At 72.9% G+C, this 25045-nt stretch carries 29 protein-coding genes and 1 tRNA gene; 12 read left to right on the forward strand and 18 right to left on the reverse strand.

Annotation, left to right across the window (positions count from 1 at the left end):
• Nucleotides 1-32 precede the first annotated feature (32 nt).
• From IEX42_RS10250 to IEX42_RS10260, 3 genes are all read left to right on the forward strand, one after another.
• Nucleotides 33-458, forward strand: a complete 426-nt coding sequence (locus IEX42_RS10250; protein ID WP_188779686.1) for a hypothetical protein — start codon at nt 33-35, stop codon at nt 456-458.
• A 20-nt stretch (nt 459-478) separates the two neighbouring features.
• On the forward strand, nt 479-805 hold the full coding sequence (locus IEX42_RS10255) for a GAF domain-containing protein (protein WP_268236457.1): 327 nt from the start codon (nt 479-481) through the stop codon (nt 803-805).
• Nucleotides 806-878: 73 nt separating this feature from the next.
• A complete protein-coding gene (locus IEX42_RS10260; protein ID WP_188779687.1) occupies nt 879-1037 on the forward strand; it encodes a hypothetical protein in 159 nt (52 codons plus the stop codon).
• 4 nt (nt 1038-1041) lie between these two features.
• Here the strand turns inward: IEX42_RS10260 and IEX42_RS10265 are convergent, their stop codons facing one another.
• From IEX42_RS10265 to IEX42_RS10295, 7 genes are all read right to left on the reverse strand, one after another.
• Nucleotides 1042-1554, reverse strand: coding sequence for a DUF1990 domain-containing protein (locus IEX42_RS10265; protein ID WP_188779688.1), 513 nt, complete (start codon nt 1552-1554; stop codon nt 1042-1044).
• Between the two features lie 54 nt (nt 1555-1608).
• Nucleotides 1609-1698 (reverse strand) — tRNA-Ser (locus IEX42_RS10270).
• Between the two features lie 103 nt (nt 1699-1801).
• Nucleotides 1802-2380: a LutC/YkgG family protein gene (locus IEX42_RS10275; protein WP_188779689.1), complete on the reverse strand. Its 579-nt coding sequence runs from the start codon at nt 2378-2380 to the stop codon at nt 1802-1804.
• On the reverse strand, nt 2377-3846 hold the full coding sequence (locus tag IEX42_RS10280; protein ID WP_188781055.1) for a lactate utilization protein B: 1470 nt from the start codon (nt 3844-3846) through the stop codon (nt 2377-2379). The genes IEX42_RS10275 and IEX42_RS10280 overlap by 4 nt, the downstream gene beginning before the upstream one ends.
• Nucleotides 3847-3887: 41 nt before the next feature.
• Nucleotides 3888-4616, reverse strand: coding sequence for a (Fe-S)-binding protein (locus tag IEX42_RS10285; RefSeq protein ID WP_188779690.1), 729 nt, complete (start codon nt 4614-4616; stop codon nt 3888-3890).
• Complete coding sequence (locus IEX42_RS10290) at nt 4613-5635, reverse strand: aldose epimerase family protein (RefSeq protein ID WP_188779691.1); 1023 nt, start codon at nt 5633-5635, stop codon at nt 4613-4615. The genes IEX42_RS10285 and IEX42_RS10290 overlap by 4 nt, the downstream gene beginning before the upstream one ends.
• A gap of 9 nt (nt 5636-5644) precedes the next feature.
• On the reverse strand, nt 5645-6079 hold the full coding sequence (locus IEX42_RS10295) for a nucleoside deaminase (RefSeq protein WP_188781056.1): 435 nt from the start codon (nt 6077-6079) through the stop codon (nt 5645-5647).
• Nucleotides 6080-6164: 85 nt separating this feature from the next.
• On the opposite strand from IEX42_RS10295, the gene upp reads away from it, so the two are divergent.
• The 7 genes from upp (at nt 6165) to IEX42_RS10330 (ending at nt 13826) form a co-directional block, all read left to right on the forward strand.
• Entirely contained in the window at nt 6165-6806 is a 642-nt protein-coding gene (gene upp, locus IEX42_RS10300; protein WP_188779692.1) for a uracil phosphoribosyltransferase, read from the forward strand.
• Nucleotides 6807-6820: 14 nt separating this feature from the next.
• Entirely contained in the window at nt 6821-8116 is a 1296-nt protein-coding gene (locus IEX42_RS10305; RefSeq protein WP_188779693.1) for a sensor histidine kinase, read from the forward strand.
• Complete coding sequence (locus IEX42_RS10310) at nt 8113-8769, forward strand: response regulator (RefSeq protein WP_188779694.1); 657 nt, start codon at nt 8113-8115, stop codon at nt 8767-8769. The genes IEX42_RS10305 and IEX42_RS10310 overlap by 4 nt, the downstream gene beginning before the upstream one ends.
• 94 nt (nt 8770-8863) lie before the next feature.
• The gene (locus IEX42_RS10315) at nt 8864-9742 is read left to right on the forward strand and encodes an ABC transporter ATP-binding protein (RefSeq protein WP_188779695.1); all 879 of its coding nucleotides are present in this window, start codon (nt 8864-8866) and stop codon (nt 9740-9742) included.
• On the forward strand, nt 9739-10944 hold the full coding sequence (locus tag IEX42_RS10320) for an ABC transporter permease (RefSeq protein WP_188779696.1): 1206 nt from the start codon (nt 9739-9741) through the stop codon (nt 10942-10944). The genes IEX42_RS10315 and IEX42_RS10320 overlap by 4 nt, the downstream gene beginning before the upstream one ends.
• Nucleotides 10945-11035: 91 nt before the next feature.
• Nucleotides 11036-12754, forward strand: a complete 1719-nt coding sequence (locus tag IEX42_RS10325) for a peptidoglycan recognition protein family protein (protein ID WP_188779697.1) — start codon at nt 11036-11038, stop codon at nt 12752-12754.
• A 103-nt stretch (nt 12755-12857) separates the two neighbouring features.
• Nucleotides 12858-13826 carry a putative endonuclease domain-containing protein gene (locus tag IEX42_RS10330; protein WP_188779698.1) on the forward strand — a complete coding sequence of 323 codons (969 nt, stop codon included), beginning with the start codon at nt 12858-12860 and terminating at the stop codon, nt 13824-13826.
• Here IEX42_RS10330 and IEX42_RS10335 read toward each other — a convergent pair.
• Genes IEX42_RS10335 through IEX42_RS10360 form a run of 6 tightly spaced genes read right to left on the reverse strand, consistent with a single transcriptional unit; the run spans nt 13813 to nt 18903 of the window.
• Complete coding sequence (locus IEX42_RS10335; RefSeq protein ID WP_188779699.1) at nt 13813-15204, reverse strand: NAD(P)(+) transhydrogenase (Re/Si-specific) subunit beta; 1392 nt, start codon at nt 15202-15204, stop codon at nt 13813-13815. The two genes, IEX42_RS10330 and IEX42_RS10335, sit on opposite strands and share 14 nt — an antisense overlap.
• Nucleotides 15201-15509 (reverse strand): NAD(P) transhydrogenase subunit alpha part 2, encoded by a 309-nt coding sequence (locus tag IEX42_RS10340; RefSeq protein ID WP_188779700.1) that lies wholly within the window; start codon nt 15507-15509, stop codon nt 15201-15203. The genes IEX42_RS10335 and IEX42_RS10340 overlap by 4 nt, the downstream gene beginning before the upstream one ends.
• On the reverse strand, nt 15506-16669 hold the full coding sequence (locus tag IEX42_RS10345; protein WP_188779701.1) for an NAD(P) transhydrogenase subunit alpha: 1164 nt from the start codon (nt 16667-16669) through the stop codon (nt 15506-15508). The genes IEX42_RS10340 and IEX42_RS10345 overlap by 4 nt, the downstream gene beginning before the upstream one ends.
• Before the next feature lie 42 nt (nt 16670-16711).
• Nucleotides 16712-17437, reverse strand: a complete 726-nt coding sequence (locus IEX42_RS10350; protein ID WP_188779702.1) for an NAD-dependent deacylase — start codon at nt 17435-17437, stop codon at nt 16712-16714.
• A gap of 18 nt (nt 17438-17455) precedes the next feature.
• A complete protein-coding gene (locus IEX42_RS10355; RefSeq protein WP_229660767.1) occupies nt 17456-17671 on the reverse strand; it encodes a ferredoxin in 216 nt (71 codons plus the stop codon).
• Between the two features lie 5 nt (nt 17672-17676).
• On the reverse strand, nt 17677-18903 hold the full coding sequence (locus IEX42_RS10360; protein WP_188779703.1) for a cytochrome P450: 1227 nt from the start codon (nt 18901-18903) through the stop codon (nt 17677-17679).
• Between the two features lie 83 nt (nt 18904-18986).
• Between IEX42_RS10360 and IEX42_RS10365 the strand changes: the two genes are divergently transcribed.
• Complete coding sequence (locus tag IEX42_RS10365; RefSeq protein ID WP_229660768.1) at nt 18987-19595, forward strand: TetR/AcrR family transcriptional regulator; 609 nt, start codon at nt 18987-18989, stop codon at nt 19593-19595.
• On the opposite strand, the gene IEX42_RS10370 is transcribed toward IEX42_RS10365, so the two are convergent.
• Complete coding sequence (locus IEX42_RS10370) at nt 19584-19772, reverse strand: PLDc N-terminal domain-containing protein (protein WP_188779704.1); 189 nt, start codon at nt 19770-19772, stop codon at nt 19584-19586. The two genes, IEX42_RS10365 and IEX42_RS10370, sit on opposite strands and share 12 nt — an antisense overlap.
• A gap of 209 nt (nt 19773-19981) precedes the next feature.
• On the opposite strand from IEX42_RS10370, the gene IEX42_RS10375 reads away from it, so the two are divergent.
• Nucleotides 19982-20620 (forward strand): hypothetical protein, encoded by a 639-nt coding sequence (locus tag IEX42_RS10375; protein ID WP_188779705.1) that lies wholly within the window; start codon nt 19982-19984, stop codon nt 20618-20620.
• Here the strand turns inward: IEX42_RS10375 and IEX42_RS10380 are convergent.
• From IEX42_RS10380 to IEX42_RS10395, 4 genes are all read right to left on the reverse strand, one after another.
• Nucleotides 20614-21549: a 1,4-dihydroxy-2-naphthoyl-CoA synthase gene (locus IEX42_RS10380; RefSeq protein WP_188779706.1), complete on the reverse strand. Its 936-nt coding sequence runs from the start codon at nt 21547-21549 to the stop codon at nt 20614-20616. The genes IEX42_RS10375 and IEX42_RS10380 overlap by 7 nt on opposite strands.
• A gap of 251 nt (nt 21550-21800) precedes the next feature.
• Entirely contained in the window at nt 21801-22538 is a 738-nt protein-coding gene (locus IEX42_RS10385) for a CPBP family intramembrane glutamic endopeptidase (RefSeq protein WP_188779707.1), read from the reverse strand.
• 8 nt (nt 22539-22546) lie between these two features.
• Entirely contained in the window at nt 22547-24001 is a 1455-nt protein-coding gene (locus tag IEX42_RS10390) for a flavin-containing monooxygenase (RefSeq protein WP_188779708.1), read from the reverse strand.
• Between the two features lie 50 nt (nt 24002-24051).
• Nucleotides 24052-25038: an adenylate/guanylate cyclase domain-containing protein gene (locus IEX42_RS10395; protein ID WP_229660769.1), complete on the reverse strand. Its 987-nt coding sequence runs from the start codon at nt 25036-25038 to the stop codon at nt 24052-24054.
• Nucleotides 25039-25045 lie beyond the last annotated feature (7 nt).

Below are 25045 nucleotides of genomic sequence, written 5' to 3' on the forward strand. Positions count from 1 at the left end.
GCGCTGTCGGTCGGTCCTGCCAAGATCACGTCGTGGACAGAGAACGGCGTACGAAGGCGGAGGGCTCGTACGCCTGGCTCGCCGTCGGCGTGATCTTCGTGGCCCTGTCGGTGTTCAGCGCCGTGCAGACCCGCTCGGCCTCGGGATTCTCCCTGGCGCTGTGGTCGACGCTGCAGATCGTGACCACGGCCATGGCCTTCCTCGTGCCACAGGCCCGCGCGGTGGTCGCCGCAGGCGGCGAGGCGACCGCCGAGGAACGCGAGATCGAGGCGCGCCTCGAGACCCGGGTCGCGGTCAACGACGCCCTCGACCCGATCGTGCGGCTGCTGGGCAGCCTGGCGGTGGAGACCGACCCGACCCGCCTGTTCCAGCTGCGGGCGGAAGCGGTGCCGCTGGTGCTCAAGACGGCCTCTGAGTTCGTCGGCCCGGACCGCTCGGGGCGTGCTGGTTCAAGCTGACACCCGGCCCGCCGCGGGCGCTGGAGCCCACCAGCTTCGCCGGGCGCGCGGGGTCGCCGACGACCCGGTTCGTCGAGGGGATCCCGTCCGGTGACGCCACCATCGGTCTGGTCCTCGCCGACCAGGACCTGCGCTGCGCCGACGTGCGCACCGACCCACCGACGGGGTGGGACACGGACAAGGACCGCGACTACCGCGCGTTCATCTCGGTCGCCGTGATCGCCGGCGACACCGCGCTGGGGATGCTCACCCTCGACGCCGTCGAGCCCGGCTCGCTCGACGACGACGACATGGGGCTGCTGCGGCTGATGGCCGGCCTGCTCGCCGTCGCGCTCGGGAGCCGGTGAGCCCAGTGTCGGTGCCACCGTCTAGAAAGGTCCTCACCCGTCGGGCAGAATGGGACTCGAGCAGGAGGTCGCCATGGCAGTGAAGCTCCCTGGCAAGGGTCGCGACGAGCGCGTCGAGCAGATCCTCGCCGACCCGAAGGCCTACTTCACCCGCGCTCGCGAGAAGGCACGCGCGGAGATCGAGGCGGAGAAGCGGGCCCGCCGCCCTCGTCTGCGTCACCGCCCCGCCTGAGCGCTCAGCGCGCCAGCGCAGCCAGGTAGCGGCGCGTCACCACCGACTGAGCGCCCCTCCCCAGGGGCCCGACAGCACCCGCCAGCCTCGTGCCCGGTCGCGAGAACGCCGCGATGCGGGCCGTGACCCGTTCGTCCGGTCCGATCCGCACCTCGAAGCGCTCCTCGCCGCACTCCGGGTGCCCGGGCAGTGTCCCGTAGGCGAAGCCCTGGCAGTCCGACTCGTCGACGACGCGGACGACGCGGACCGGGGCGCTGACCCGGAGCGGCCCGACGCCGATCCCGAGGATCGCGACGGCGTCCTCGGTCACGCTCGGCTCCCGCGTGCGCACCGTCAGACCGGCTCGCCGATGCATCTCCCAGCCGAGCAGCACCCGCGCCGCGTCTGCGAAGCGGGCGCGGCCGGAGCCGACGTACCCGCTGGCGGTGAGGTGGTGGTAGCCGTCCGGCAGCTCGTCGTACGTCGCGCCGACCTCGGCGTACGTCAGCGGCGCTTCGGTCAGGTCGTCGAGGTGCACCCGCCCATCGTCGTACGACGAACGGCCCCGGGCGCGCTGCCCGGGACCGTTCACTGGCGGTGGCGGTGGGATTTGAACCCACGGTGGGTTTGACCCCACACATCATTTCGAGTGATGCACCTTCGGCCTCTCGGACACGCCACCGCGGGCGAATGTACCGGAGTGCCGGACCCGCCGCCCAATCGCGCAGCAGAACGAGCCACTCGAGCCCGCAGAGGGCACCACTCGGGCCAGCAGGGGGCACCACTCAACGAGTCAGCAGCACGTGGAGGGTGCGCGGGCCGTGGACGCCCTCGACCCGGGAGAGCTCGATGTCGCTGGTCGCCGAGGGGCCGGAGATCCAGGTCTGGGCGCGAGCGGGGTCCAGGCGGCGCACAGCGTCGGGGACGTCGGCGACGACCTGGTCGGCGCGGACGACGCACACGTGCAGGTCGGGTACGAGCGTGAGCGCGCGGCGGCCCTGGCCGGGGCCGTGGTCGAGGACGATGGTGCCGGTCTCGGCGATGCCGACGGTCGCCGTGGTCACGACCCCGTCGAGCGCGTCGAGGTCGGCGGCGACGAGCCCGTCGTCCGCGACCGAGCCGGCGACGGCGAACGGGAGGCCGTCGGGCACCACGACCCGCAGGCCGGCCACCCGGGCGGCGACGCGCTCGGTGACCTCCTCGGGCGCGCACCGCTCGACGACCGCCTCGTAGTCGGCCACCCGCTCGGCGAAGAGGTCGACGTCCACCGGCCCGGAAGGCGCGAGCGCGGGGCGCTCCGGAGCGACGGCCTCCGCCGTCGCCGCGTGGACCCGCGCCAGGATCTCCTCGCGAGCAGACGTCACCGTCGACCCCCGTCCGTACGGCGCCACCAGCGGCGGAAGGACTCCGCCGGCGCCTGGGGCAGGTCGCGGGCACCGGCCCAGGCGGAGACTCCCGGCAGCCAGGGCAGGCGGCGCGCGAGCGACGTACCCACGCCGGCGAAGCGCTCGGCCAGGCCGAGCCGCCGTGCGGACGCGAAGGTCATCGCCGCACCCTTCATCGCCAGGCTCTGCGGGGAGGGCGCTGCAGGACGTTGTCGCGGTCGTACGCCCGAATCGGCCGCAGAAACGTCAGGGACTATCCGCTTGGCGTCGACGACCTGCGCGCGGAGGTCCACCAGCACCGAGGGGATGTCGATCCGGACCGGGCAGACCTCGTAGCAGGCACCGCACAGCGACGAGGCGTACGGCAGCGAGTCGACCCACGCGCTCGACCCGGGTCCCTGGAGCAGCGGGTTCAGGATGGCGCCGATCGGACCCGGGTAGACCGAGCCGTACGCGTGGCCGCCGGTGCGCTCGTACACCGGGCAGACGTTGAGGCACGCCGAGCAGCGGATGCAGCGCAGCGCCTGGCGGCCGACCTCGTCGGCCAGCGCCCGGGTGCGCCCGTTGTCGAGGAGGACGACGTGCATCTCCTGCGGGCCGTCGCCGGGCGTGACCCCGGCCCAGGTCGAGGTGTACGGGTTCATCCGCTCGCCGGTCGAGGAGCGGGGCAGCAGCCGGAGCATCGTGCCCAGGTCGTCCCAGGTCGGCACGACCTTCTCGATGCCGACCACCGAGACCAGCACCTCCGGCAGCGTCAGGCACATCCGCCCGTTGCCCTCGGACTCGACGACGACGAGGGTGCCCGAGTCGGCCACGGCGAAGTTCGCGCCGGACACGGCCATCCGGGCGCGCAGGAACTTCTCGCGCAGGTGCAGCCGAGCCGCCGCCGCCAGCTCGGCCGGCTCGTCGGTCAGGTCGTCGGGGGCCGGGCGCCCCGCCGCGGCCATCCGGTCGCGGAAGATCGCGCGGATCTCCGCCCGGTTCCGGTGGATCGCGGGCACCAGGATGTGGCTGGGCCGGTCCTCGCCCAGCTGCACGATCAGCTCGGCCAGGTCGGTCTCCCAGGCGGCGATCCCCTCGGCCTCGAGCGCCTCGTTGAGCCCGATCTCCTGAGTGGCCATCGACTTGACCTTGACCACCTCGTCGACGCCGTGGCCCTTCGCGATCCCGGCCACGATCGCGTTGGCCTCAGCCGCGTCACGTGCCCAGTGCACGCGCGCGCCGCGCGCGGTGAGCGCGGACTCCAGCGCGAGGAGGTGCGTCCCCAGGTCCGCGAGCGCGGTGTCCTTGACCGCGGCCCCGTCGACGCGCAGGTCCTCCCAGTCGTCGACCTCCGCGACGACGCGTGCCCGCTTGTCGCGGATCGTGCCGGTCGCGTGGGCCAGGTTGTGCCGCAGCACGGGATCGCCCAGCGCGTCCCGCGCCGCGTCGGGGAACGCGGGCATGCCCACGAACGTCGTGCCCACGGGCGCCTGCACCTGCTCGCTCACTCCTGGGCCGCCAGCACCTCGGCGAGGTGCATCGTGCGCACCCCGGACCGCTGCCGCTCCATCAGCCCGCCGAGGTGCATCAGGCAGGACGAGTCGCCGGCGACGAGCACCTCGGCGCCCGTCTCGCGCACGTGCCGCACCTTGTCGGCGCCCATCGCGATCGAGGTGTCGGCGTTCTTCACCGCGAAGGTCCCGCCGAACCCGCAGCACTGGTCGGCGTACGGCAGCTCGCGCAGCCGCAGGCCGCGTACCTCCTCGAGCAGCCGCCGGGGCCGGTCGCCGACACCGAGCATCCGCAGCGAGTGGCAGGTGGGGTGGTACGTCACCTCGTGCGGGTACGACGCCCCGACGTCGGTCACCCCGAGGACGTCCACCAGGAACTCGGTCAGCTCGTAGACCCGCGGCGACAACGACGCGACCGCCGCCTGCAGCCCCGCGTCACCCGACCGCCGGGCCACGAGCCCGTGCTGGTGCCGCGCCGACCCGGCGCACGACCCCGAGGGGGTCACCACAGCGTCGTAGGAAGAGAACGCCGAGACGAACGACCGCACCGCCGGCACCGCCTCGTCCAGGTAGCCGGTGTTGACCATCGGCTGACCGCAGCAGGTCTGCGCCTCGGGGAACTCGACGTCGACCCCGAGACGACGCAGCAGCGTCACCACCGCCTGCCCGACGTGCGGGAACAGAGCGTCGTTGAGGCAGGTCACCTGCAGGGCCACCCTCATGCGTCGACCGCCGAGAAGTGCCACTCGATCCGCGCGCTCCAGGTCTCGCCGGGTCGCAGCACGCACCCGGGCAGAGCCGGCCGGTTCGGCGAGTCCGGCGGCACCTGCGGCTCCAGCGCGAGCCCGGCGTGCCGCTCGATCGGGTGCCCGGCCAGCGACCGGGTGCTGCCGTCGAGGAAGTTCCCGGTGTAGACCTGCAGCGCGGGCCGGTCGCTGCGCACCTCGAGACGGGTGCGGGTCGCCGGTGAGACCACCTCGGCGACCGTACGCATCCCCGTGCCGGCCGGTACCACGTCGTGGTCGACACCACCGGCGTCGGCGAGCTGCGGGTGCGTCGCGGCGAGCACGTCGCGTACCCGCGGACCGCCGCGCAGGTCGAAGGGGGTGCCGTCGACCGGCTCCTCCTCGCCGGTCGGGATGCCCGCGGCGTCGACCGGCGTCCACTGCTCGGCGGGCACCCGCAGCAGGTGGTCCAGCACGCTGGTGCCCGCCACGTCCCCGTCGAGCGCGAAGTAGCAGTGACTGGTCAGGTTGACGATGGTCGGGGCGTCGGTGGTCGCCCGCAGGTCGACGAGGACGCTGCTGCCCTCGACGGCGTACGACGCCCGCGCCTGCAGGCGCCCCGGGTAGCCCTGGTCTCCGTCGGGGCTGACCAGCGTCAGCTCGACCCGGTCGGCGTCGTGGCGCACGACCTCCCAGCGCCTGCGGTCGAAGCCGTCGGGACCGCCGTGCAGGTGGTGGCCGCGGTCGTTGACCCCCAGACGGTGCTCGACGCCGTCGAGCACCAGGTGGCCCTCGGCGATCCGGTTGGCGTAGCGGCCGACGACGGCGCCGAGGTAGTCGGTCGAGTCGAGGTACTCCTGCTCCGTCGCGTGCCCGAGCACCACGTTGCGGCGCACGCCGTCGCCCCCGGTGACCACCAGTCGCTGGACGGTCGCGCCCTGCTCGAGCACGTCGAGCTCGACTCCGTCGGCCGACCCCACGCGCAGCCGGGTCCCCTGGGCCGTGTCGTCGGTCACTCCGCGACGCTAGCAGCGCCGGCCGTCGAAGAACCCCTCCAGGAGGGCGGTCGACTCCTCCGCCAGGACACCGCCGAGCACCTCGGGGCGGTGGTTCAGCCGGCGGTCGCGGACCACGTCCCACAGCGAGCCGACGGCGCCGGCACGGTCGTCGTACGCCCCGAAGACCAGCCGCTCGACCCGCGAGAGCACGACCGCGCCGGCGCACATCGTGCACGGCTCGAGCGTGACGACCAGCGTGTGCCCGCTCAGCCGCCACTCGCCGGCGTGCCGGGCGGCCTCGCGCAGTGCGACCACCTCGGCGTGGCCGGTCGGGTCGCCGTCGCGCTCGCGCAGGTTGTGCCCGCGGCCGACGACGACGCCGTCCGGGTCCAGCACCAGGGCCCCGACGGGCACGTCATCGTGCCCGGCCGCGAGCGCGGCCTCGACCAGCGCCTCGCGCATCGCCGGCTCCCACCAGCCCGATCGCCCCACCACGGCATCGAGTCTGGCAGGAGCCGTCGACTGCGCGGACCACTACGGTGGACCCATGGACGTCCACGTCGTCGACCACCCGCTCGTCTCCCACAAGCTGACGACGCTGCGCGACACCGAGACCGACTCCCCCACGTTCCGGCGGCTGGCCGACGAGCTGGTCACGCTGCTGGCGTACGAGGCCACCCGCGGTGTGCGCGTGCGCGACGTGACCGTGCAGACGCCGGTGTCGCCGGCCCACGGCGTGACGCTGGCCCACCCGAAGCCGCTCGTCGTGCCGATCCTGCGCGCCGGGCTCGGGATGCTCGACGGGATGATGCGGCTGCTGCCGACGGTCGAGGTCGGCTTCCTCGGGATGGTCCGCGACGAGGAGACGCTGCGCGCCTCGACGTACGCCGAGCGTCTGCCGGGCGACCTGTCCGGGCGCCAGTGCTACATCCTTGACCCGATGCTCGCCACCGGCGGCACGCTCGCTGCGGCGATCAGCTTCCTGGTCGACCGCGGCGCCGACGACATCACCGCGATCTGCCTGCTCGCCGCCCCCGAGGGCTGCGCGAACCTCGAGACGGGCCTGGCCGAGGTCGGCGTCCCCGTCCGCGTGGTCACCGCCGCCATGGACGAGAGGCTCGACGAGAACGGCTACATCGTCCCCGGGCTCGGCGACGCCGGCGACCGGCTCTACGGCGTGGCGCAGTAGTCACCGTGGAGCGCGTGGTCGGGCCGCTGGGCGAGTTCCTCGAGAGAGGCTGGACCCGGCCCGCCCCGACCGCTGCGCAGCGTCGCGTCGACGCGCTGGTCGGCGTGGTGGGTGCGGTGGTCTGCGTCGCCTCCGTCGAGCTCTACCGCAGTGCGTTCGGCGCTCCCGCCGGTACGGACCGCTGGGCGGCGTACGTGCTGTTCGGCGTCGCGGGCCTGCTGCTCGCCGTGCGCCGCACCTGGCCGCTGACCTCGCTGGTGCTGCAGTCGGGGCTGTTCATCGCGATCGGGCTGCTCTACAACGAGCTCGCGGCGACCTTCACCGTGCAGATGATCGTGTTCGCCGTGCTGTACGCCGCCTGGGCCTGGTCGCGCTCGCCGCGCGCGCTGTACGTCGTCACCGCGATCGTGCTCGTGGCGATGTTCGGCTGGCTGGTCCAGCAGCTGGTCGTCGCCGACCTGCCGCCGCTGCCGACACCGGGCGCGATCTCCCGGCGCACGGCGATGTTCGTCTACTCGCTGGCGGTGAACGTCGTCTACTTCTTCGGCGCCATCGCCTGGGGCCAGTCGGCGTGGCGCTCGACCCGGCGCCGTGCGGCACTGGCCGAGCAGCACGAGCGCGAGCGCCGGGTCGACGAGCGGCAGCGACGCCAGGCGGTCCGTGACGAGCGGGTGCGGATCGCGCGCGACCTGCACGACGTCGTCGCCCACCACATCAGCGGGATCGGTCTGCAGGCCACCGGCGCGGGCCGGGTGATCGCCGCCGACCCGGACGCCGCGCGCCTCGCGCTGGGCACGATCGAGTCCTCCTCCCGCGAGGCGGTCGCCCAGATGCACCAGCTCGTCGGGCTGCTGCGCGACGAGGAGGAGCTCGCGCCCTCGGACCGCGCGCCCCAGCCCGGGATCGCCGAGATCGCCGCGCTCGCCGACGACGACGCACGCCCGCACATCACCCACCGTGTCGTGGGGGAGCCGTTCCCGGTGCCGGGGACGGCGGCCCACTCGCTGTACAGGGTCGCCCAGGAGGCGGTCACCAACTCCCGCCGCCACTCGGGTGCGCGGGAGGCGACGCTCGTGGTGCGCTACCTCGGGTCCGACAGCCGGGACGCCGGACGCCAGGTCGAGCTGGAGCTGGTCGACGACGGCCGCGGCGCCAACCTCCGCGAGGGCCGCTCCACGGGTGGCGGCTACGGCCTGACCGGCATCCGGGAGCGCGTGGCCATGCACGGCGGGGTCGCCGACATCGGGCCGCGCCCGCAGGGCGGGTTCCGGGTGCGGGTACGGATCCCGGTCGAGGAGTCCCCCCGGTGAGCGACGAGCAGCCCGTACGCGTGGTGCTGGTCGACGACCAGGAGCTGATCCGTACCGGCTTCCGGATGATCCTCTCGGTCGAGCCCGGCATCGAGGTGGTCGGCGAGGCCGCCGACGGCGAGGCCGGCTGCCGCCTCGTGGCCGAGCAGGCTCCCGACATCGCCCTGATGGACGTGCAGATGCCGGGCCTGGACGGGATCGCGGCGACCGAGCGCGTCGTCGCCGACCACCCCGGCACGTCGGTGCTGATCCTCACGACCTTCGACGACGACGAGTACCTCTTCTCGGCCCTGCGGGCCGGCGCAGCGGGCTTCCTGCTGAAGAACTGCCCGCCCGAGGACCTGGTGCACGCGATCCGTACCGTCGCCGAGGGCCACTCGCTGCTCGCACCCGAGGTGACCCAGCGCGTGATCGCCCGCTCGACGACCGGCGCCCCCGCGACCAGGGACCCGCGGCTGGACACCCTGACCGAGCGCGAGCGCGACGTGCTGGCGGCGATGGCGCGCGGGCTGAGCAACGCCGAGATCGCCGGCGAGATGTACCTCTCCTCGGCCACCGTGAAGTCGCACGTGTCGCGGATCCTCACCAAGATCGACGTCCGGGACCGCGTGCAGGCGGTCATCGCGGCGTACGAGTCGGGGCTGATGGAGTAGGCGCCGCGGGACCGGTCCCTCCTCCCACCGGAGGACCCCGGTTCACTCCCGCGGCCGATGCGGGCGGGCGGTCGGCTCTCCTAGCGTCGGGGACATGCTCGAAGCCACCTCCCTGACCAGGGTCTTCGGCGACAAGCGCGTCGTCGACGCCGTGTCCTTCCGGGTCGAGCCCGGGCGGATCACCGGCTTCGTCGGCGCGAACGGCGCCGGCAAGACCACCACGATGCGGATGCTGATGGGGGTCCTCGCCCCGACCTCCGGGACCGTGTCATGGGACGGCGAGCCGATCACCGTCGAGCGGCGTCGGACCTTCGGCTACATGCCGGAGGAGCGCGGGCTGTACCCGCGGATGAAGGTGGGCGAGCAGCTGGTCTACTTCGCCCGCCTGCACGGCATGTCGACGTACGACGCGGGGAAGCGCACCGCGTCGCTGCTGGAGCACTTCGGGCTCACCGACCGCGCCGACGACCTCCTCGACGACCTGTCGCTGGGCAACCAGCAGCGGGTCCAGATCGCCGCCGCGCTGATCCACCGGCTGACCGCCCTCGTGCTCGACGAGCCGTTCAGCGGCCTGGACCCGCTGGCCGTCGACTCGATGACCGACCTGCTGCGCAACGAGGCGGCCGACCTGCCGCTGCTGTTCTCCAGCCACCAGCTCGACCTGGTCGAGCGGCTCTGCGACGACCTGATCGTGCTCTCCGCGGGACGCGTGGTCGCCTCGGGAGCCGTCGAGGAGCTCCGCGAGCGTGGCAGCGAGCAGTACCGCGTCGTCCTCGACGGCGAGGACGCCGCCTGGCTGCGCGACCTCGACGGCGTCGAGGTCAGCGACGTCGACGGCAGCACCGCGCTGCTGTCCCTCACCGGCCTCCCGCCCGCCGACCTGACCGCCGCCGTCGTCGCCAAGAGCCGGGTGCTCGAGGTCGCCCGCGTCCGCCAACCGCTGTCCGAGATCTTCCGGGAGGTCACCTCATGACGAACCCCACCACGACGCGGGGCCTGTGGCAGGTCGTCGCCCGCCGCGAGATGGCCACCGCCCTGCGCAGCAAGAGCTTCCTGATCTCCGGCGCCGTCCTCGTCGTCGCCATCGTGGCGATGATCGTCGTCTCCGGGTTCCTCAACGGCCGCCCGCACGACGACACCGTCGCCGTCGTCGACGGCACCGGCCAGCGCGCGGTCGAGGCCGCCTCCGGCATCGCCGACCGGCTGCAGGAGGACACCACGGTCACCGCCGACCGGGTCGCGGACCGCGGGGCGGCCGAGCGCGCCGTACGCTCCGGTGACGCCGACGCCGCGCTGCTCCCCACCCGCGACGGCTACGAGGTCGTCGGCGACGACGACGTGGACTCGACCCTCGCGCAGGCCCTGCAGAGTGCCGTGCCCGCCACCGTGCTGAGCGCGAACGCGGCGGACCAGGACGTCGACCTCGCGAAGCTGCAGGCCGGGACGCAGACCACGCAGCGGCTCCTCGACGCCGGCCCGGAGGACGAGGGCGTCCGCACCGCGGCGTCGTACGTCTTCGTGGTGCTGTTCTTCGTCACCGCCATCGGCTTCGGCATGCAGATCGCCACCAGCGTCACCCAGGAGAAGGAGAGCCGGGTCGTCGAGATCCTCGCCGCCGCCGTGCCGATCCGGGCGCTGCTGTGGGGCAAGGTCCTCGGGTGGAGCGTGCTGGCCCTCGCCCAGGTCGTCGTGCTCGGCGTCGCGGCCACCATCGCGCTGGTCGCCACCGGCCAGACCGGCGCGCTGGGCCCGATCGCGCCGGCGCTGGGGTGGTACGTCGTCTTCTTCGTGCTCGGCTTCGTCGCGCTGAGCAGCCTGTGGGCGGCCGCGGGCTCCCTGGCCTCCCGCCAGCAGGACCTCCAGTCGACGACGGCGCCGGCACAGATGCTGCTCTTCGTGCCGTACATCGTCGCCTTCGTCGCCGGTGAGGGCGTCAAGACGGTGGTCTCGATGCTCCCGATCGCCTCCACGATGCTGATGCCCGGACGGTTGGCCGAGGGATCGGTCCCGCTGTGGCAGCTGCTGGTCGCGCTGGCGCTGACCGTGCTCGCCGCGGTCCTGCTGATCCGGGTCGGAGCGCGGATCTACGAGCGCAGCCTGCTGCGCACCGGGGGGAAGCTCGGCTTCGGAGAGGCGCTCCGCCTCTCCGACGAGCGGGAGCCGGCGACGCGCTGAGTCGTCCGAGAGGGTCCGCCGAGCCTCGACTCACAGGTTTCGGGCTTATGGTGATTCGCACCACTTCCCCGTACCGAACGGACCCTCTCGGATGCGCCATCGCCGTCTCGCCCCGCCCCTGGCCACCCTCGCGCTCGTCGCGCCGGTCGCCCTGTCCGCCACCGTCTCCCTCCCGACCGCCCAGGCCGACGCGCCGGCGACGACCGCCACCGCCGCGTCCACCGCGTCCTCGGTCAAGGCCCCGAAGGTCAGCACGATCGACGTGCCGGCGGTGCCGGTCGCACAGCGCCGCGCCGTCACGGTCGCACCCGACGACGACAGCCCCGCCACCGCACCGGCGGCGCTCCCGCAGCAGGCCGTCGTCGCCGAGCGCGCGACCAAGGACTTCGGTCTCGTCGGCGTGACCTGGAAGCAGGGGACCGGCCAGGAGGACGTCCGCGTCCAGGTCCGTACCCGCAGCGACGGCACCTGGTCGGGCTGGACCGACCTCCACGTCGACACCGACACCGACGGCCCCTCGGCCGCAGGAACCCGCGCCGGCACCGAGCCGTTGTGGGCCGGCGACGCGGACGGCGTCGCCGCCCGGGTGCTCGGCGCCAGCGGAAAGGCACCCCAGGACGTCGACCTGGTGCTGGTCGACCCCGGAGCGGCCTCGACGAGCACGGCTTCTGCGCGCACGGCGACCGCGGCACCCGCGGCAGTAGCGGCGTCGGCGCCGACGTACACCGGACAGCCCGCCGGGATCATCAGCCGCGCCGGCTGGGGCGCCCGGGGTGGGACCAAGTGCGACTCGCCGGTCTTCGGCACCTACGAGAGCGGCGTGATCTTCCACCACACCGCCGGCTCGAACAGCTACACCAAGGCGCAGTCGGCCGGCATCGTCCGCTCCATCCAGGCCTTCCACATGGACGGCCGGGGCTGGTGCGACATCGGCTACAACTTCCTGATCGACAAGTACGGCCAGATGTTCGAGGGCCGCGGCGGCAGCGTCCGCAAGCAGGTGCGCGGTGCCCACGCCGGGAACTACGACGTCAACACCTACGCCACCGGCGTCTCGATGATGGCCAACCTCGACACGGCGCAGCCGACGGCCGCCATGAAGAGCGCCGCCGTCCGGCTGATCGGGTGGCGGATCGGGACGTTCTACCTCCCCGCGACCGGCACGTACGGCGTCGCCAACGGCCGGCTGCAGCGCGTCTCGGGTCACCGCGACGTCTACAAGGTCGGCATCCGCCCGGCCACCTCGACCGCCTGCCCCGGGAAGTACGGCTACGCCTGGCTCAACGCCAAGGGCGGGCTGCGCGACCAGGTGGCGTCGTACGTCTCGAACTACAGCACGCCCAACCGGATCAAGGCCCGTCAGCTCGGCGTCGCCACCACCGGCAACGTCTTCGAGGCGGAGTACCCCGACTCCGGCGGCTACGTCACCCGGATGGGTCGCGGGGTGCTCTACTCCCAGGGCACCCTCGGCTCGCACTGGATCCCGAGCGGACCGGTGCTCGCGGAGTACGGCGCCCTCGGCAACCAGCGCGGTGTCCTCGGCTTCCCCGGTGGCGAGATCGTCCCGGTCGGGAGCACCGCCTACCAGCGCTACAAGTTCGGCACGATCTACCGGGTCAGCAGCACCAAGGCCTGGGGCCTGACCGGCCAGGTCGACCTGCGCTACCGCCAGCTCAACAGCCTGGCCGGCAAGCTCGGCACCCCCACCTCGCGAGTGGTCACCAGCGGCGTCAACCAGAGCGCCACCTTCACCGGCGGCACGATCGTCTACAACACCTCGACGCAGGCGTTCACGGTCACCTACAAGTGAGTCGTGTGCTGGAGTGGTCGCCAGGGCGACCACTCCAGCACACGACAGTGGGGCTGTGGACAGTCGTTCGCGCGGTCCCTGCTCGCTGGCCACACTCGCGGCCATGGACGACGGACGGTGGCGCGAACGGGCTCGGCTCCAGGCGGGCATGCTGGGCGTCTGGCAGCTGTCGCGCCTGGGAGTGACGCGCTCCGTCATGCGGCACAAGCTGGCGACGGAGCGCTGGGGGCAGCACACCGACCGTGTCCTGGCCACGACGACCGGGGAGCCCACGCTCCTGCAGCGGCAGTGGCTCGGCGTGCTCCACGCCGGCCGCGGGTCGCTCGTGGGCGGCGTGAGTGCTGCCGAGAACGCCGGGCTGCGCGGCTGGAGCCGGGACCACGTGACCGTGCTCGTCGACGACGAGTGGTCGTTCGACCCGGTGCCTGGCATCGAGTTCTTCCGCACCAGGCGACCGCTGCGCGACCTGCGCGGCTCGCGTCCCGGCAGGCTGCCGGTCTGCCAGCTCGAGCCGGCGGTGCTGCTGTTCGCGGCGTACGACCCGAGCGTCCGCACGGCGCAGGGCATCGTCGCCGCCGTCGTCCAGCAGCGCCTCACCACGCCTGAGGCGCTCACCGGTTGGATCGAGCGGTTGCGGCCGCTGCGCCGGGCTCGGCTGTTCCGCCGGGTGCTGCTCGACGTCGCCGGCGGCGCCCAGTCGCTGGCCGAGATCGACGTACGCCGGATGTGCCGCACGCACCGCCTCCCGCCGCCCACGAGACAGCGTCCGCGGCGCGACCGCGAGGGCCGCCTGCGCTACACCGACTGCGAGTGGGCCTTGCCGGACGGGCGGACCCTGGTCCTCGAGGTCGACGGGGCCTTCCATGCCGACGTCCTGCACTGGGGAGCGGACATGCGACGACAGCGCAAGCTCGCCACGAGCGTCCGGATCGTCGTGCGGTGCAGCGCCATCGAGCTGCGCGACGAGCCGGAGGCAGTGGCCGAGGACCTGGTCGCGCTGGGGGTGAGGTCGTGTGCTGGAGCGGTCGCCAGGGCGACCACTGCAGCACACGACTCGACTACTGGGCCTTGACCGCGCTCAGCAGCTTGGACAGCGAGTCCTTCGCGTCGCCGAACAGCAGCGTCGTGGCGGGCTCGTAGAGCAGCTCGTTCTCGATGCCCGCGAAGCCGGGACGCATGGAGCGCTTGAGGAAGACGACCTGCTTCGCCTCGTCGGCGTTGAGGATCGGCATGCCGTAGATCGGGGCGCCCGGTGTCGTCTTGGCGGCCGGGTTGACCACGTCGTTCGCGCCGACCACCACGACGACGTCGGCGTTCTTGAAGTCGCCGTTGATGTCGTCCATCTCGATCAGCTGCTCGTAGGGCACCTGGGCCTCGGCGAGGAGGACGTTCATGTGCCCGGGCATCCGGCCGGCGACCGGGTGGATGGCGTAGTCGACCTTGGCGCCGCGCTCGGTGAGGACGTCGACCAGCTCGCGCAGCGTGTGCTGGGCCTGCGCCACCGCGAGGCCGTAGCCGGGCACGACGATGACGCGCTCGGCGTACGCCAGCAGGATCGCGATGTCCTCGGGACCGGCGGACCTCACCGGTCGGTCGGAGGCCTCGCCGGCGCCGAGCGTCGAGCCGCCCTTGAGGGCGCCGAAGAGGATGTTGGACACCGAGCGGCCCATCGCGTTGGCCATCAGGCGGGTGAGGAAGGTGCCGGACGCGCCGACCAGCGTGCCGGCGACCAGCAGCAGCGTGTTGCCCAGGACGTACCCGCCCGCGGCCACGGTCAGGCCGGTGAACGCGTTGAGCAGCGAGATGACGATGGGGACGTCGGCACCGCCCACCGGGAGCACCAGCAGCACGCCGAGCAGCAGCCCGACGAGCGCGAGCACGATGCCCACGACCATGGCCGGGGAGACGATGTTCAGCACGACGAGCACGACGGCCACGACGAGGCCCAGCCCGAACACGACCGGCAGGCCGGGGAAGATCACGGGGCGGGACGTCATCACCTCCTGCAGCTTGAGGAAGGTGATCACCGAGCCGGCGAACGAGATCGCGCCGACCACGATGGTGAAGCCGGTAGCCAGCAGGGTGAACCAGGGGACGTCGCCGCCGACGCTGTCCACCTCGGCCAGCTCGCGCAGCTCCAGCAGCGCCACGATCGCCGCCGCACCGCCGCCGACGCCGTTGAACAGCGCCACCATCTGCGGCATCTGCGTCATCTGGACCCGGCGCGCTCCCGCGAAGCCCACCAGGGAGCCGACGACGATCGCCACCAGGATCAGCACGACGTGGTCGAGATCGGCGTAGAAGAACGGGATCGCGCAGCCGACGACCGCGGCGACGGCGCCGACGGCGTTGCCGGTCCGGGCCGTACGCGGGCCGGAGAGCCCCTTCAGCGCCAGGATGAAGCCGACGGCACACAGCAGGTAGGCGACCTGCGCCCAGACGGGGATCACGCGACGTCCTCACGCTTGGCGGCCGGCTTCTTGCGGGTGAACATCTGCAGCATCCGGTCGGTGACGACGAAGCCGCCGACCATGTTCACCGCGGCCAGCACGATCGCGACGACACCGAGCGTCACCGGCAGGGCGCCGTCGCTGGAGCCGGTCGCGATGATCGCCCCGAGCAGGATCACGCCGTGGATGGCGTTGGCGCCGGACATCAGCGGCGTGTGCAGGGTCGAGGAGACCTTGGCGATCACCTCGATGCCCACGAACACGCTGAGCACGAAGATGGTCAGCAGGGTGACGGTCTCGTTCACGCGGGGTCTCCCTCGGTCGGGCCCTGCTGGCGCAGGGCGTCCCGTGTCGGCTCGTGCCGGACCTCGCCGGCGTGGGTGACGCAGGAGCCGGCGACGATCTCGTCGTCGAAGTCGGGGGCGAAGGCGGCCGCACCGTCCTCGTCCGCGGGGCGGGTCATCAGCGTCAGCAGGTTGACGACGTTCTGGGCGTACAGCTTCGAGGCCGGGCCGGGCATCTGCGAGGGCACGTTGGCGCCGCCCCAGATCTGCGCGTTGCCGACCCGGACGACCTTGCCGGCGACCGAGCCCTCGACGTTGCCTCCGGAGTCGGCCGCCAGGTCGACCACCACGGCCCCCGGCCCCATCTGCCGGACCATCTGGTCGGTGACCAGCATCGGCGCGGTACGACCGGGGACCGCGGCGGTGGTGATCAGCGCGTCCGCGTCGGCGATGTACGGCGTCAGCAGGTCGCGCTGGCGTGCGGCCCGGTCCTCGGTCATCTCCCGGGCGTAGCCGCCGGTGCCCTCGAGGGTCTCCAGGTCCAGCTCGATGGCCTGGGCGCCCATCGACCGGATCTCCTCGGCGGCGGCCGCACGGACGTCGTACGCCTTGACCACGGCACCGAGCCGCTTGGCCGTGGCGATCGCCTGCAGCCCGGCGACGCCGGCACCGAGGACGACGACCTGCGCGGGCGGCACGGTGCCGGCCGCGGTCATGTTGAGCGGGAGGAACCGGCGCAGCAGCCCGGCGGCGACGATCGCGCACCGGTAGCCCGACACCAGTGCCTGCGAGGACAGGGCGTCCATCGACTGGGCGCGCGAGATCCGCGGCACCAGCTCGGCCGCGAAGGCGGTGACCTGCGCGTCGCGCAGCGCGACCACGAGGTCCGGGCGCGTCGAGACCGGCAGGAACGACAACGTCGCCGTCCCCGCGCGCAGCCCCGCGACCCGGTCGGCCTCCAGCGGCTGCACCGACACCACGACGTCCGCCGACGCCAGGGCGTCGGGGTCGACGACCGCCCCGGCGGCGGCGTACTCCTCGTCGGGGTGGTCGGCCTGCTCCCCCGCGGCGGGTTCCACGGCCACCTCGGCACCCAGCCCGGTCAGCTTCCCGACCAGCTCCGGGACCATGGCGACGCGGGTCTCCCCGTCACGGGCTTCCCGTGCGACTGCGATCCTCACAGGGCGCAACCTAGGGCATCGGGAGCACGGTTGGGCCCTCCGTCAGGACAGCGTGGCGAGGGTCTCCTCCACCCACGCGGGGACGACGTCGGTCGCCGGGCCGTGCTTGGAACGAGCAAAGAGCGCGCTGCCGTCGGAGGGGACCAGGTTGAGCTCGAGCGTGTCCGCGCCGGCCGCCGAGGCCAGCTGGACGAAGCCGGCGGCGGGGTAGACCGCCCCGCTCGTCCCGACCGAGACGAAGAGGTCGGCGGCCCACAGCGCCTCCTCGATGGCGTCCATGTGGCGCGGGATCTCGCCGAACCAGACGACGTCGGGCCGCAGCGCCACCGCGCCGCAGCCCGGGCAGGGCGCGTTGAGCGTCGTACGACCCGCGTCCGGGTGCCCCCCGCACGACAGGCACCAGGCCTGTCGCAGCGTGCCGTGCATGTGCAGCAGGTCGCGGGGGTCGGCACCCGCCTCGGCGGCCGCGCGGTCGTGCAGGTCGTCGACGTTCTGCGTCACCACCAGCGCCCGGCCGCCGTGCTCGCGAGCGGCCACCTGCAGCCGGGCCAGCGCGTGGTGCGCCGCGTTGGGCACCACGCCGTCGAGGCTGGCCCGTCGCGCGTCGTAGAACCGGTGCACGAGCTCGGGGTCGCGCCGGAACGCCTCCGGTGTCGCGACGTCCTCGACGTGGTGGTTCTCCCACAGCCCGTCGGAGTCACGGAAGGTGGCGAGCCCGCTCTCCGCCGAGATCCCGGCGCCGGTGAGGACGACGATGTTCTGCGTCACGGGGTGGAACCGTACGCCTCAGGGCTCCTCGTGCAGCACGATCGCCTGCACCGGGCAGCCGACCGCCGCGGCGTCGACATCGGCGGCCTGGTCCGCCGTCGGGTGCTCCTCGAGCACCACGACCGACGCGTCGTCGTCCTGGTCGAAGACCTCGGGTGCCGTCATCACGCACTGGCCCGAGCCGACGCAGACGTCGGCGTCGGCCTCGACGCGCAGCGGCCTCCCCGCGCTCACTGCACTCACTGCTCGGTCCAGGTCACCGGTAGGCTGCGGACACCGCCGGTGACGGTCTCGCGCACCTCGATGTCGTCCAGGGCGACGGCCAGCCGCAGACCGGGCAGCCGCCGAGCCAGTGTCGCGAACGTCGCGCGCAGCTCCGTACGGGCCAGGCTCGCGCCGATGCAGAAGTGGCCGCCGTGCCCGAACCCGACGTGCGCCTTCTCCTGTCGGTCCGGGACGAAGTCCTCCGCGTCGGCGAAGGCCTCGGGGTCGCGGTTGGCGGCGTTGATCGAGAACATCACCGCGTCGCCGGTGCGGATGGTCTCCTCGCCGACCTCGACGTCGGTGTGCGCGTAGCGCAGCAGCCCCAGATCACCCGGAGCCCCCAGCCGCATCATCTCCTCGACGAGCGCGTTGACCCTGCCCTCGGGGTCCTCGACCAGCGCGCGCCACTGGTCCGGGGCGCCCGACAGCATGAGCGTGCCGAGGCCGATCCGGTTCACCGTGGTCTCGTGGCCGGCGAAGAGCAGGCCCGTGCAGATCCGGACCAGCTCGTCGTGGGAGAAGTCGGGGTCCTCGTCGTACGCCCGGACCAGGTCGGTGATCACGTCCTCGCCGGGTGCGGTGCGCTTGGCCTCGGCGAGCGTGCCCATGTACGCGTGGAACTCCCGCCGCGCCGCCTGGGCGTCGCCGCCGGTGAACGACGACATCCGCTCCGAGAGCGAGGAGAAGTAGTCGCCGTCGCTCTCCGGTACGCCGAGCAGCGTGCAGATCACGGCCACCGGCAGCGGGAAGGCGAGCGTCGCGTGCAGGTCCGCGACACCGTCCGGCGAGGCGTCGTGCTCGGCGACGAGGGCGTCGACGTAGCCGTCGATGAGCTGCTGGACGCGACCCTCGAGCGTCCGCATCCGCTTGGCGGAGAAGGCGGGGGTGAGCAGCCGGCGCATCCGGGTGTGCTCCCGCTCCTCGGTCTCGATGTCGCCCGACGGTCCCTCGAGGACGGCGGAGGTGTTGATCCGGGAGGCGTTCTCCGGGTCGGGGTGGGAGCGGCCCAGGCGCTTGTCGGCGAGCAGGCTGCGGACCTCCTCGAAGCGGGTGACCAGCCAGGCCGGGTCGCCGGCGGGGGTGGTGACCGCGGTGATCGGCGCCTCGCGGCGCAGGACGTCGTACAGCGGGGCGAGATCGAGCAGGTTCGGCCGGCCGAAGGGCAGCTGCGGTCGGGCCGGGTCGGCGTCGAGAACGGTCATGGGGGGAGCCTTTCCGAGAGAAGGCCTTCACCGTACGACTTGATGGCAGTCAATGACAGAAATAGTTCGTAGGATCCCTCCGCATGAGCACCGACCCGCGCGGACGCCCCCCGCTGAGCGAGGAGCGCCGCCGGGAGCAGCGGCTCGCCGTCAGCCGCGCGGCGGTCGCGCTGTTCCGCGAGCACGGCCTCTCCACGACCTCCGGGCAGCAGGTCGCGGCCGCGGCCGGCATCTCCGAGAGGACGCTGTGGCGGCTGTTCCGCAGCAAGGAGTCCTGCGTCGAGCCGGTGCTGCGGTCGGTGGTCGACGGCACCCGGGACGCACTGCGCTCCTGGAGTGCCTCCACCGCGCTGGACGAGCACCTCGGGGCGGTCGCCGAGGAGCTGTTCGACGCCGACGACACCGAGGACGCGCTCGCGGTCATCCGGATGAGCCACGAGTCGCCGCCGCTGCGCGCCGTGTGGTTGCTGCTGCAGGAGCAGACCGAGCCCGCGCTGCGCGAGGCCCTCGCCGGCCCGATGGGGCTCCCGCCCGACGCGCCCGCGGTCTACGTCAGGGCCGCCACGACGAACGCGGCCCTGCGCGTGCTGGTGGACGCGGTGGCCGCGGGCGGGACGTCGTACGAGCTGGACGAGGTGGTGGCGGCGGTGCGCGACGCGACCCGGCCGCCACCCGCACCGTCAGACCGTTGAGCCCTGGTACGCGTTCTTGCGGCCCCAGACCAGCCACACGATCAGCGTGATGATGCTGAACAGGAAGGCGACGACCGTCCAGATCACCTTCTTGGCCACGCTCGCCGGCGAGCGCCACACGTCGATGGTGATGTAGACGAAGATGATGATCTCGAGGATGTAGAGGATCGTCCTCATGGCGGGTGCCTCCCGGCGGGTCGGTGGCCCGGACGTCGTCGTCCGGGTGGGGGGAGCGTAGGACGGCGGTGCGTCGTACGCACGTCCCCACGCTGCCGGCCGGGCGAGCATCGTGCGTGCGCCCCGCGCGCGGCTGTCGGCCGTGGTCGCGGACCGTGCGCCGGGCGAGCGGGGCACGGGCCGCCCGACAGGGTCCCTACACTGCCGGCGTGGCTGATTCCGGTACACCGAGCAGGCAGCGGATCATCCGCCGCAGTGTCGTGGTCGCGGTGGTGCTGGTCGCGGCCCTCCTGGTCGCCCCGAAGGCGGCCGACGCGTGGCGCGGTGTCTCCTCCTTCCTCCACGGCACCACGGTGGCTCCGCGCGGTTTCGACGCGGTGCCCGACGAGGAGCTGCGGGCGACGATCCGGTCGATGCCCGAGGTGAGAACAGCGACGCTGGAGTACCAGACGAACTTCGAGATGGGCGACAGCTACGACGGGAGGGTCCACCTGCGGCCGGGGCTCTCCGACGACGAGATCGACTCGGTGCGCGACCGCATCGTGCTCGTCCTCATCCAGGGCCACTACGACGCACAGCTCGCCGTCGACGTGATCCCCGAGAGCGGGCGCTCCGTGTCGGTCGACCGGTCACTGGACCTCGACGAAGGCTTCGCAGGCTTCGGCAACAGCTCGGTCGCCACGCTGCTCGGCCCGCCGGCCGGCGAGCGCGACTGGCCGCCGGCGCTCGCCGGCGTCGCCGCCGACGCCTTGATCTCGCGCCCCGACTGGTGCGCGCCCCGCGGCGAGCGCAACCCGCTCTGCTTCGCCGCGATCGGCAGTCTGCCTGCGGTGCAACCGCCTCAGTAGTACCAGGGGTACGCCGACCAGTCGGGCTCCCGCTTCTCCAGGAACTGGTCGCGGCCCTCGGTGGCCTCGTCGGTCATGTACGCGAGCCTCGTCGTCTCGCCGGCGAAGAGCTGCTGGCCGACGAGGCCGTCGTCGATGGCGTTGAAGGCGTACTTCAGCATCCGCTGCGCGGTCGGGGACTTGCCGTTGACCAGCCGACCCCACTCCAGCGCGGTCGCCTCGAGCTCGGCGTGCGGGACGGCGCGGTTGACGGTGCCCATCGCGACGCCCTCGGCGGCGTCGTACGTCTGGCCGAGGAAGAAGATCTCGCGGGCCTTCTTCTGCCCGACCTGGCGGGCGAGGTACGCCGAGCCGAAGCCGGCGTCGAAGGAGCCGACGTCGGCGTCAGTCTGCTTGAACCGTGCCTCCTCGGCGCTGGCCAGCGTCATGTCGCACACGACGTGCAGGCTGTGGCCGCCGCCGGCGGTCCACCCGGGGACGACGCAGACGACGACCTTCGGCATGAACCGGATCAGCCGCTGCACCTCGAGGATGTGCAGCCGTCCCAGCCGCGCCTTGTCGGCCGGGCTGCGGGCGTCGACCGTCTCGCCGCCGGTGCCGTCCTCGTACTGGTAGCCCGAGCGGCCACGGATCCGCTGGTCGCCGCCGGTGCAGAACGCCCACTTGCCGTGCCGCTCCCCCGGGCCGTTGCCGGTGAGCAGCACGCAGCCGACGTCGGCAGTCGTCCGTGCGTGGTCGAGGACCCGCAGCAGCTCGTCGACGGTGTGCGGGCGGAACGCGTTGAGCACGTCGGGGCGGTCGAAGGCGACGCGTACGGTCCCGTGCGCCTTGGCCCGGTGGTAGGTCAGGTCGGTCAGGTCCTCGAACCCGGGGACCACGTCCCACGCGGCCGGGTCGAACGTCTCGCTGACTCCCTCGATCGCACTCATGGGCCGAGGCTAGAGGTACGGCGCGCCGTCGCCGCGGGTGCGGGTCTCGACAAGCTCGACCACCGTGCTCACCGGCGGTGCGTACCTCGCCGGGTCTCGACAAGCTCGACCGCCGTGGTCGACGCGGGTGCGTACGTCACTGGGTCTCGACGCGCTCGCTGGCGCTCGCTGCTCGACCACCTACCAGGTGGTCGAGCGCGAAGCGAGCGCAGCGAGCGAGCACGTCGAGACCTCCGCGCCCACGCGCGCACTCAGCCCAGGAAGATCGCGGGGAGGGCGTAGAGCATCACGACCGACCAGGTCAGGTGGGTGAGCATCGGCGCGAGGACGCCGCCGGAGGCGCGGCGCTGGAGACCGACGACGGTCCCGACGAGGATCGCGGCGAAGGCGAGCATCACGTTGCCGGTCGCCAGGGTGGCGATGACGTACACCACGGTCGACCAGAGGACCGGGTTGCGCGGGATGGCGGCGTACACCGCGCCGCGGAAGAACAGCTCCTCCCCCAGGCCGTTGAGCAGGGTGACGGCCAGGACGGTGACGCCGCCGCCCTGGTCGGCGTAGTCGAGGACCCTCGTGACCTGGGTGTCCAGCCAGGACAGGAACGGCAGGGCGTGGATCAGCAGCCCACCCACCACGAAGAGGGCGGCGAGGCCGAGCCCGAGCAGGACCGGGTGCACGACCGGCCGCGGGAGCACGCTGCCCTCGGGCAGCGGCACCCCCTTGTCGATCCGGCCGAGGTGGATCGGCCCCGAGGCGAAGGCACCGACCGCCCAGACCACAGCGAGCACCAGCGTCGAGACGATGAACGCGTTGCTGCCGGGGTCCAGGCGCAGCGAGTAGCCGAGCACCCCGCCGCCGATCAGCACGAACAGCACGGTGACCGCCTGCCGGCGACGGAACGCGGCCGGTGCCTGGCGGTGGTCCCGCTCCACCTGCCAGCGCAGGGAGGGGTAGAGCCAGTGCCAGAACCGCCAGCTCGACCCGGTCACCGCGGGCCTCAGGCGAACTGCATGGCGTCGTCGTCCACCGGGGTACGACGCATGGTCACCGCGTCGCGCAGGTAGTTCTGCTTGAGCATCCACGGCGCCCGGTCGCCCGACCGCGGGAACTCGTCGACCGCACGCAGCACGTAGCCCGCGGCGAAGTCCAGCAGCGGCCGCTCCTCGACCCCGGCCTGCCGCTGCGGGGTGAAGCTCCGCTTGCCGGTCGCGTCGAGGTGCTGCAGCAGGCGGACGACGTAGTCGCAGACCAGGTCGGCCTTCAGCGTCCACGACGCGTTGGTGTAGCCGATGGTGAACACGAAGTTGGGCACGCCGGAGAGCAGCATCGCCTTGTACGCCATCGTGTCAGGCAGCGAGACCGGCTCGCCGTCGACGGCGAGCGTCACGCCGCCCAGCGGCTTGAGGTTCAGCCCGGTGGCCGTGACCACGACGTCCGCGTCGAGCTCCTCCCCGGAGGTCAGCGCGATCCCCTTCGGCGTGAACCGCTCGATGGTGTCCGTCACGACCGTGGCGTCGCCGTCGCGGATCGCACGGAACAGGTCGCCGTCGGGGACGACGCACAGCCGCTGGTCCCACGGGTCGTAGCGCGGCTTGAAGTGCGTGTCGACGTCGTACCCCGCAGGCAGGGCGGCGACGTTGAGGCGTCGCACGAGCGCGCGGACCCGGTCCGGCTTCCACCGGCTCATCGCGTACAGCGCCGACTGCTGCAGCACGCTGCGCCAGCGGTTCACGTGGTGCGCGGCCTTGGCCGGCAGCACCTTGCCCAACCGGCGGGCGACGGGGTCACGCGCCGGCAGCGGCATGATGTAGGTCGGCGAGCGCTGCAGCATGGTGACGTGCCCGGCGCCCTCGGCCGCCAGCGCCGGCACCAGCGTGACCGCGGTCGCGCCCGAGCCGATCACCACGAACCGCTTGCCCGTCGCGTCGAGGTCCTCGGGCCACTGCTGGGGGTGGACGACGGTGCCCTCGAAGTCGGCCAGGTGCGGCAGGGCCGGGGTGAAGCCCGCGTCGTAGTCGTAGTAGCCGCTGGTCGACCAGAGCAGGTCGCAGGTCAGCGCCACCTGCTCACCGGCGTGCTCGACGAGCACCGCCCAGCGCTGGTCGGTCGAGGACCAGTCCGCAGCCACGACGCGGTGGTCGTAGCGGATCTGCTCGTCGATGCCGAACTCGCGGGCCGTCGCGCGGACGTACGACAGGATCGAGGGCCCGTCGGCGAGCTGCTTGTCGCCGTCCCACGGCCGGAAGGAGTAGCCGAGGGTGAACATGTCGGAGTCCGAGCGCACCCCGGGGTAGCGGAAGAGGTCCCAGGTACCTCCCGAGGCGGCGCGGGCCTCCAGGACGGCGACGCTGCGCCTGCGCAGGCCCTTGCGGGCCGCGATCTCGAGCCGGCAGGCGGCGCCGATCCCCGAGAGCCCGGCACCGACGATCAGCACGTCCACGTGTTCCGCCATGGCCCGAGTCTAGGGAGGGTTACCGACGAGTCGGACGCCCCGTCGGGTGGTCAGCCCTCGTCGCGCTTGCGCGGCCGCTTCACCCGCCACGCCTCGACGTGGTGGTAGCCCTTGACCGAGGCCCGTCGGATCCGGCGCAGCCGGAACTCCGCCTCGTCCGGGTCCGCCTCGGTCAGCGCCTCGTGCGCGCCGCCGTCGGCGAGCACGGTGCCCGGCCGGGCCAGGGAGGTCAGCCGGGAGGCGAGGTTGACCGTGGAGCCGTAGACATCTCCGAGCCGGCTGTAGACGGCGCCGTACGCCACCCCGGCCCGGACCTCGGGGAATTCCTCGTCCTCGGCGTGCCGCTCGGAGAGCACGCGAGCGACGCGGACCGCCTCGACCGGGTCGTCGACGACGAAGAGCACCTCGTCGCCGATCGTCTTGATCAGCTGCCCACCGTGCTCGACGACGGTGCTGCTCGCGGTGCTCTCGAAGCCCTCCACGAGCGCGAGCAGCTCGGACTCGTCGAGGTGCTGGCTGGTCGAGGTGTAGCCGACGATGTCGACGAACCCGACGGCACGCGTCGGCGCATCGCCCTCGGGCCGGTCGAGCAGCCGGCCGGAGGCCGCCATCAGGTGCCGGCGCCAGACGTACTCCTGCAGCGAGGCCACCAGCGGGATCACGTCGTCGGCCAGCTCACCCACCCGGGCCTCGGGGTCCGGAGCCTCCGCGGCGACCCGCGCGAACAGCGTCGCCTGCCACTCGGCCAGCCGGGCGAAGCTGCGCCCCCAGCTGCGGACCAGCGTCGTGCTGGAGTCGCGGTCGACGATGCCGGCGTCGAAGAGCTGCGTGACGCTCTTCAGCGCCTCGAGGTCGGCCTGGGTGAAGATCCGCTGGTCGTCCCCGACGTGCGCGAACCCGAGCGCGCGCCACAGCTCCTCGGCCGTCTCCAGGGGCAGCTCAGCGCGCTCCACGAGGTCGCGCCGGGTGTAGCAGGGCTCCCCGCCCAGGAGCAGCTGCTCCAGACGCCCCGCCAGAGACCCGGGCTCCTCGCTCACGAGCGCG

The sequence above is a fragment of the Marmoricola endophyticus genome (genome assembly GCF_014644415.1).
Classification (GTDB): Bacteria; Actinomycetota; Actinomycetes; order Propionibacteriales; family Nocardioidaceae; genus Marmoricola; species Marmoricola endophyticus.

Coding starts and splice junctions, on each gene's coding strand:
- upp (WP_188779692.1), top strand. CDS start 6,165: ATGGACGTCCACGTCGTCGACCACCCGCTCGTCTCCCACAAGCTGACG.
- IEX42_RS10325 (WP_188779697.1), top strand. CDS start 11,036: ATGCGCCATCGCCGTCTCGCCCCGCCCCTGGCCACCCTCGCGCTCGTC.
- IEX42_RS10365 (WP_229660768.1), top strand. CDS start 18,987: ATGAGCACCGACCCGCGCGGACGCCCCCCGCTGAGCGAGGAGCGCCGC.
- IEX42_RS10360 (WP_188779703.1), bottom strand. CDS start 18,903: ATGACCGTTCTCGACGCCGACCCGGCCCGACCGCAGCTGCCCTTCGGC.
- IEX42_RS10285 (WP_188779690.1), bottom strand. CDS start 4,616: ATGAGGGTGGCCCTGCAGGTGACCTGCCTCAACGACGCTCTGTTCCCG.
- IEX42_RS10380 (WP_188779706.1), bottom strand. CDS start 21,549: ATGAGTGCGATCGAGGGAGTCAGCGAGACGTTCGACCCGGCCGCGTGG.
- IEX42_RS10315 (WP_188779695.1), top strand. CDS start 8,864: ATGCTCGAAGCCACCTCCCTGACCAGGGTCTTCGGCGACAAGCGCGTC.
- IEX42_RS10330 (WP_188779698.1), top strand. CDS start 12,858: ATGGACGACGGACGGTGGCGCGAACGGGCTCGGCTCCAGGCGGGCATG.
- IEX42_RS10390 (WP_188779708.1), bottom strand. CDS start 24,001: ATGGCGGAACACGTGGACGTGCTGATCGTCGGTGCCGGGCTCTCGGGG.
- IEX42_RS10320 (WP_188779696.1), top strand. CDS start 9,739: ATGACGAACCCCACCACGACGCGGGGCCTGTGGCAGGTCGTCGCCCGC.
- IEX42_RS10370 (WP_188779704.1), bottom strand. CDS start 19,772: ATGAGGACGATCCTCTACATCCTCGAGATCATCATCTTCGTCTACATC.
- IEX42_RS10260 (WP_188779687.1), top strand. CDS start 879: ATGGCAGTGAAGCTCCCTGGCAAGGGTCGCGACGAGCGCGTCGAGCAG.
- IEX42_RS10295 (WP_188781056.1), bottom strand. CDS start 6,079: ATGCGCGAGGCGCTGGTCGAGGCCGCGCTCGCGGCCGGGCACGATGAC.
- IEX42_RS10280 (WP_188781055.1), bottom strand. CDS start 3,846: ATGCCCGCGTTCCCCGACGCGGCGCGGGACGCGCTGGGCGATCCCGTG.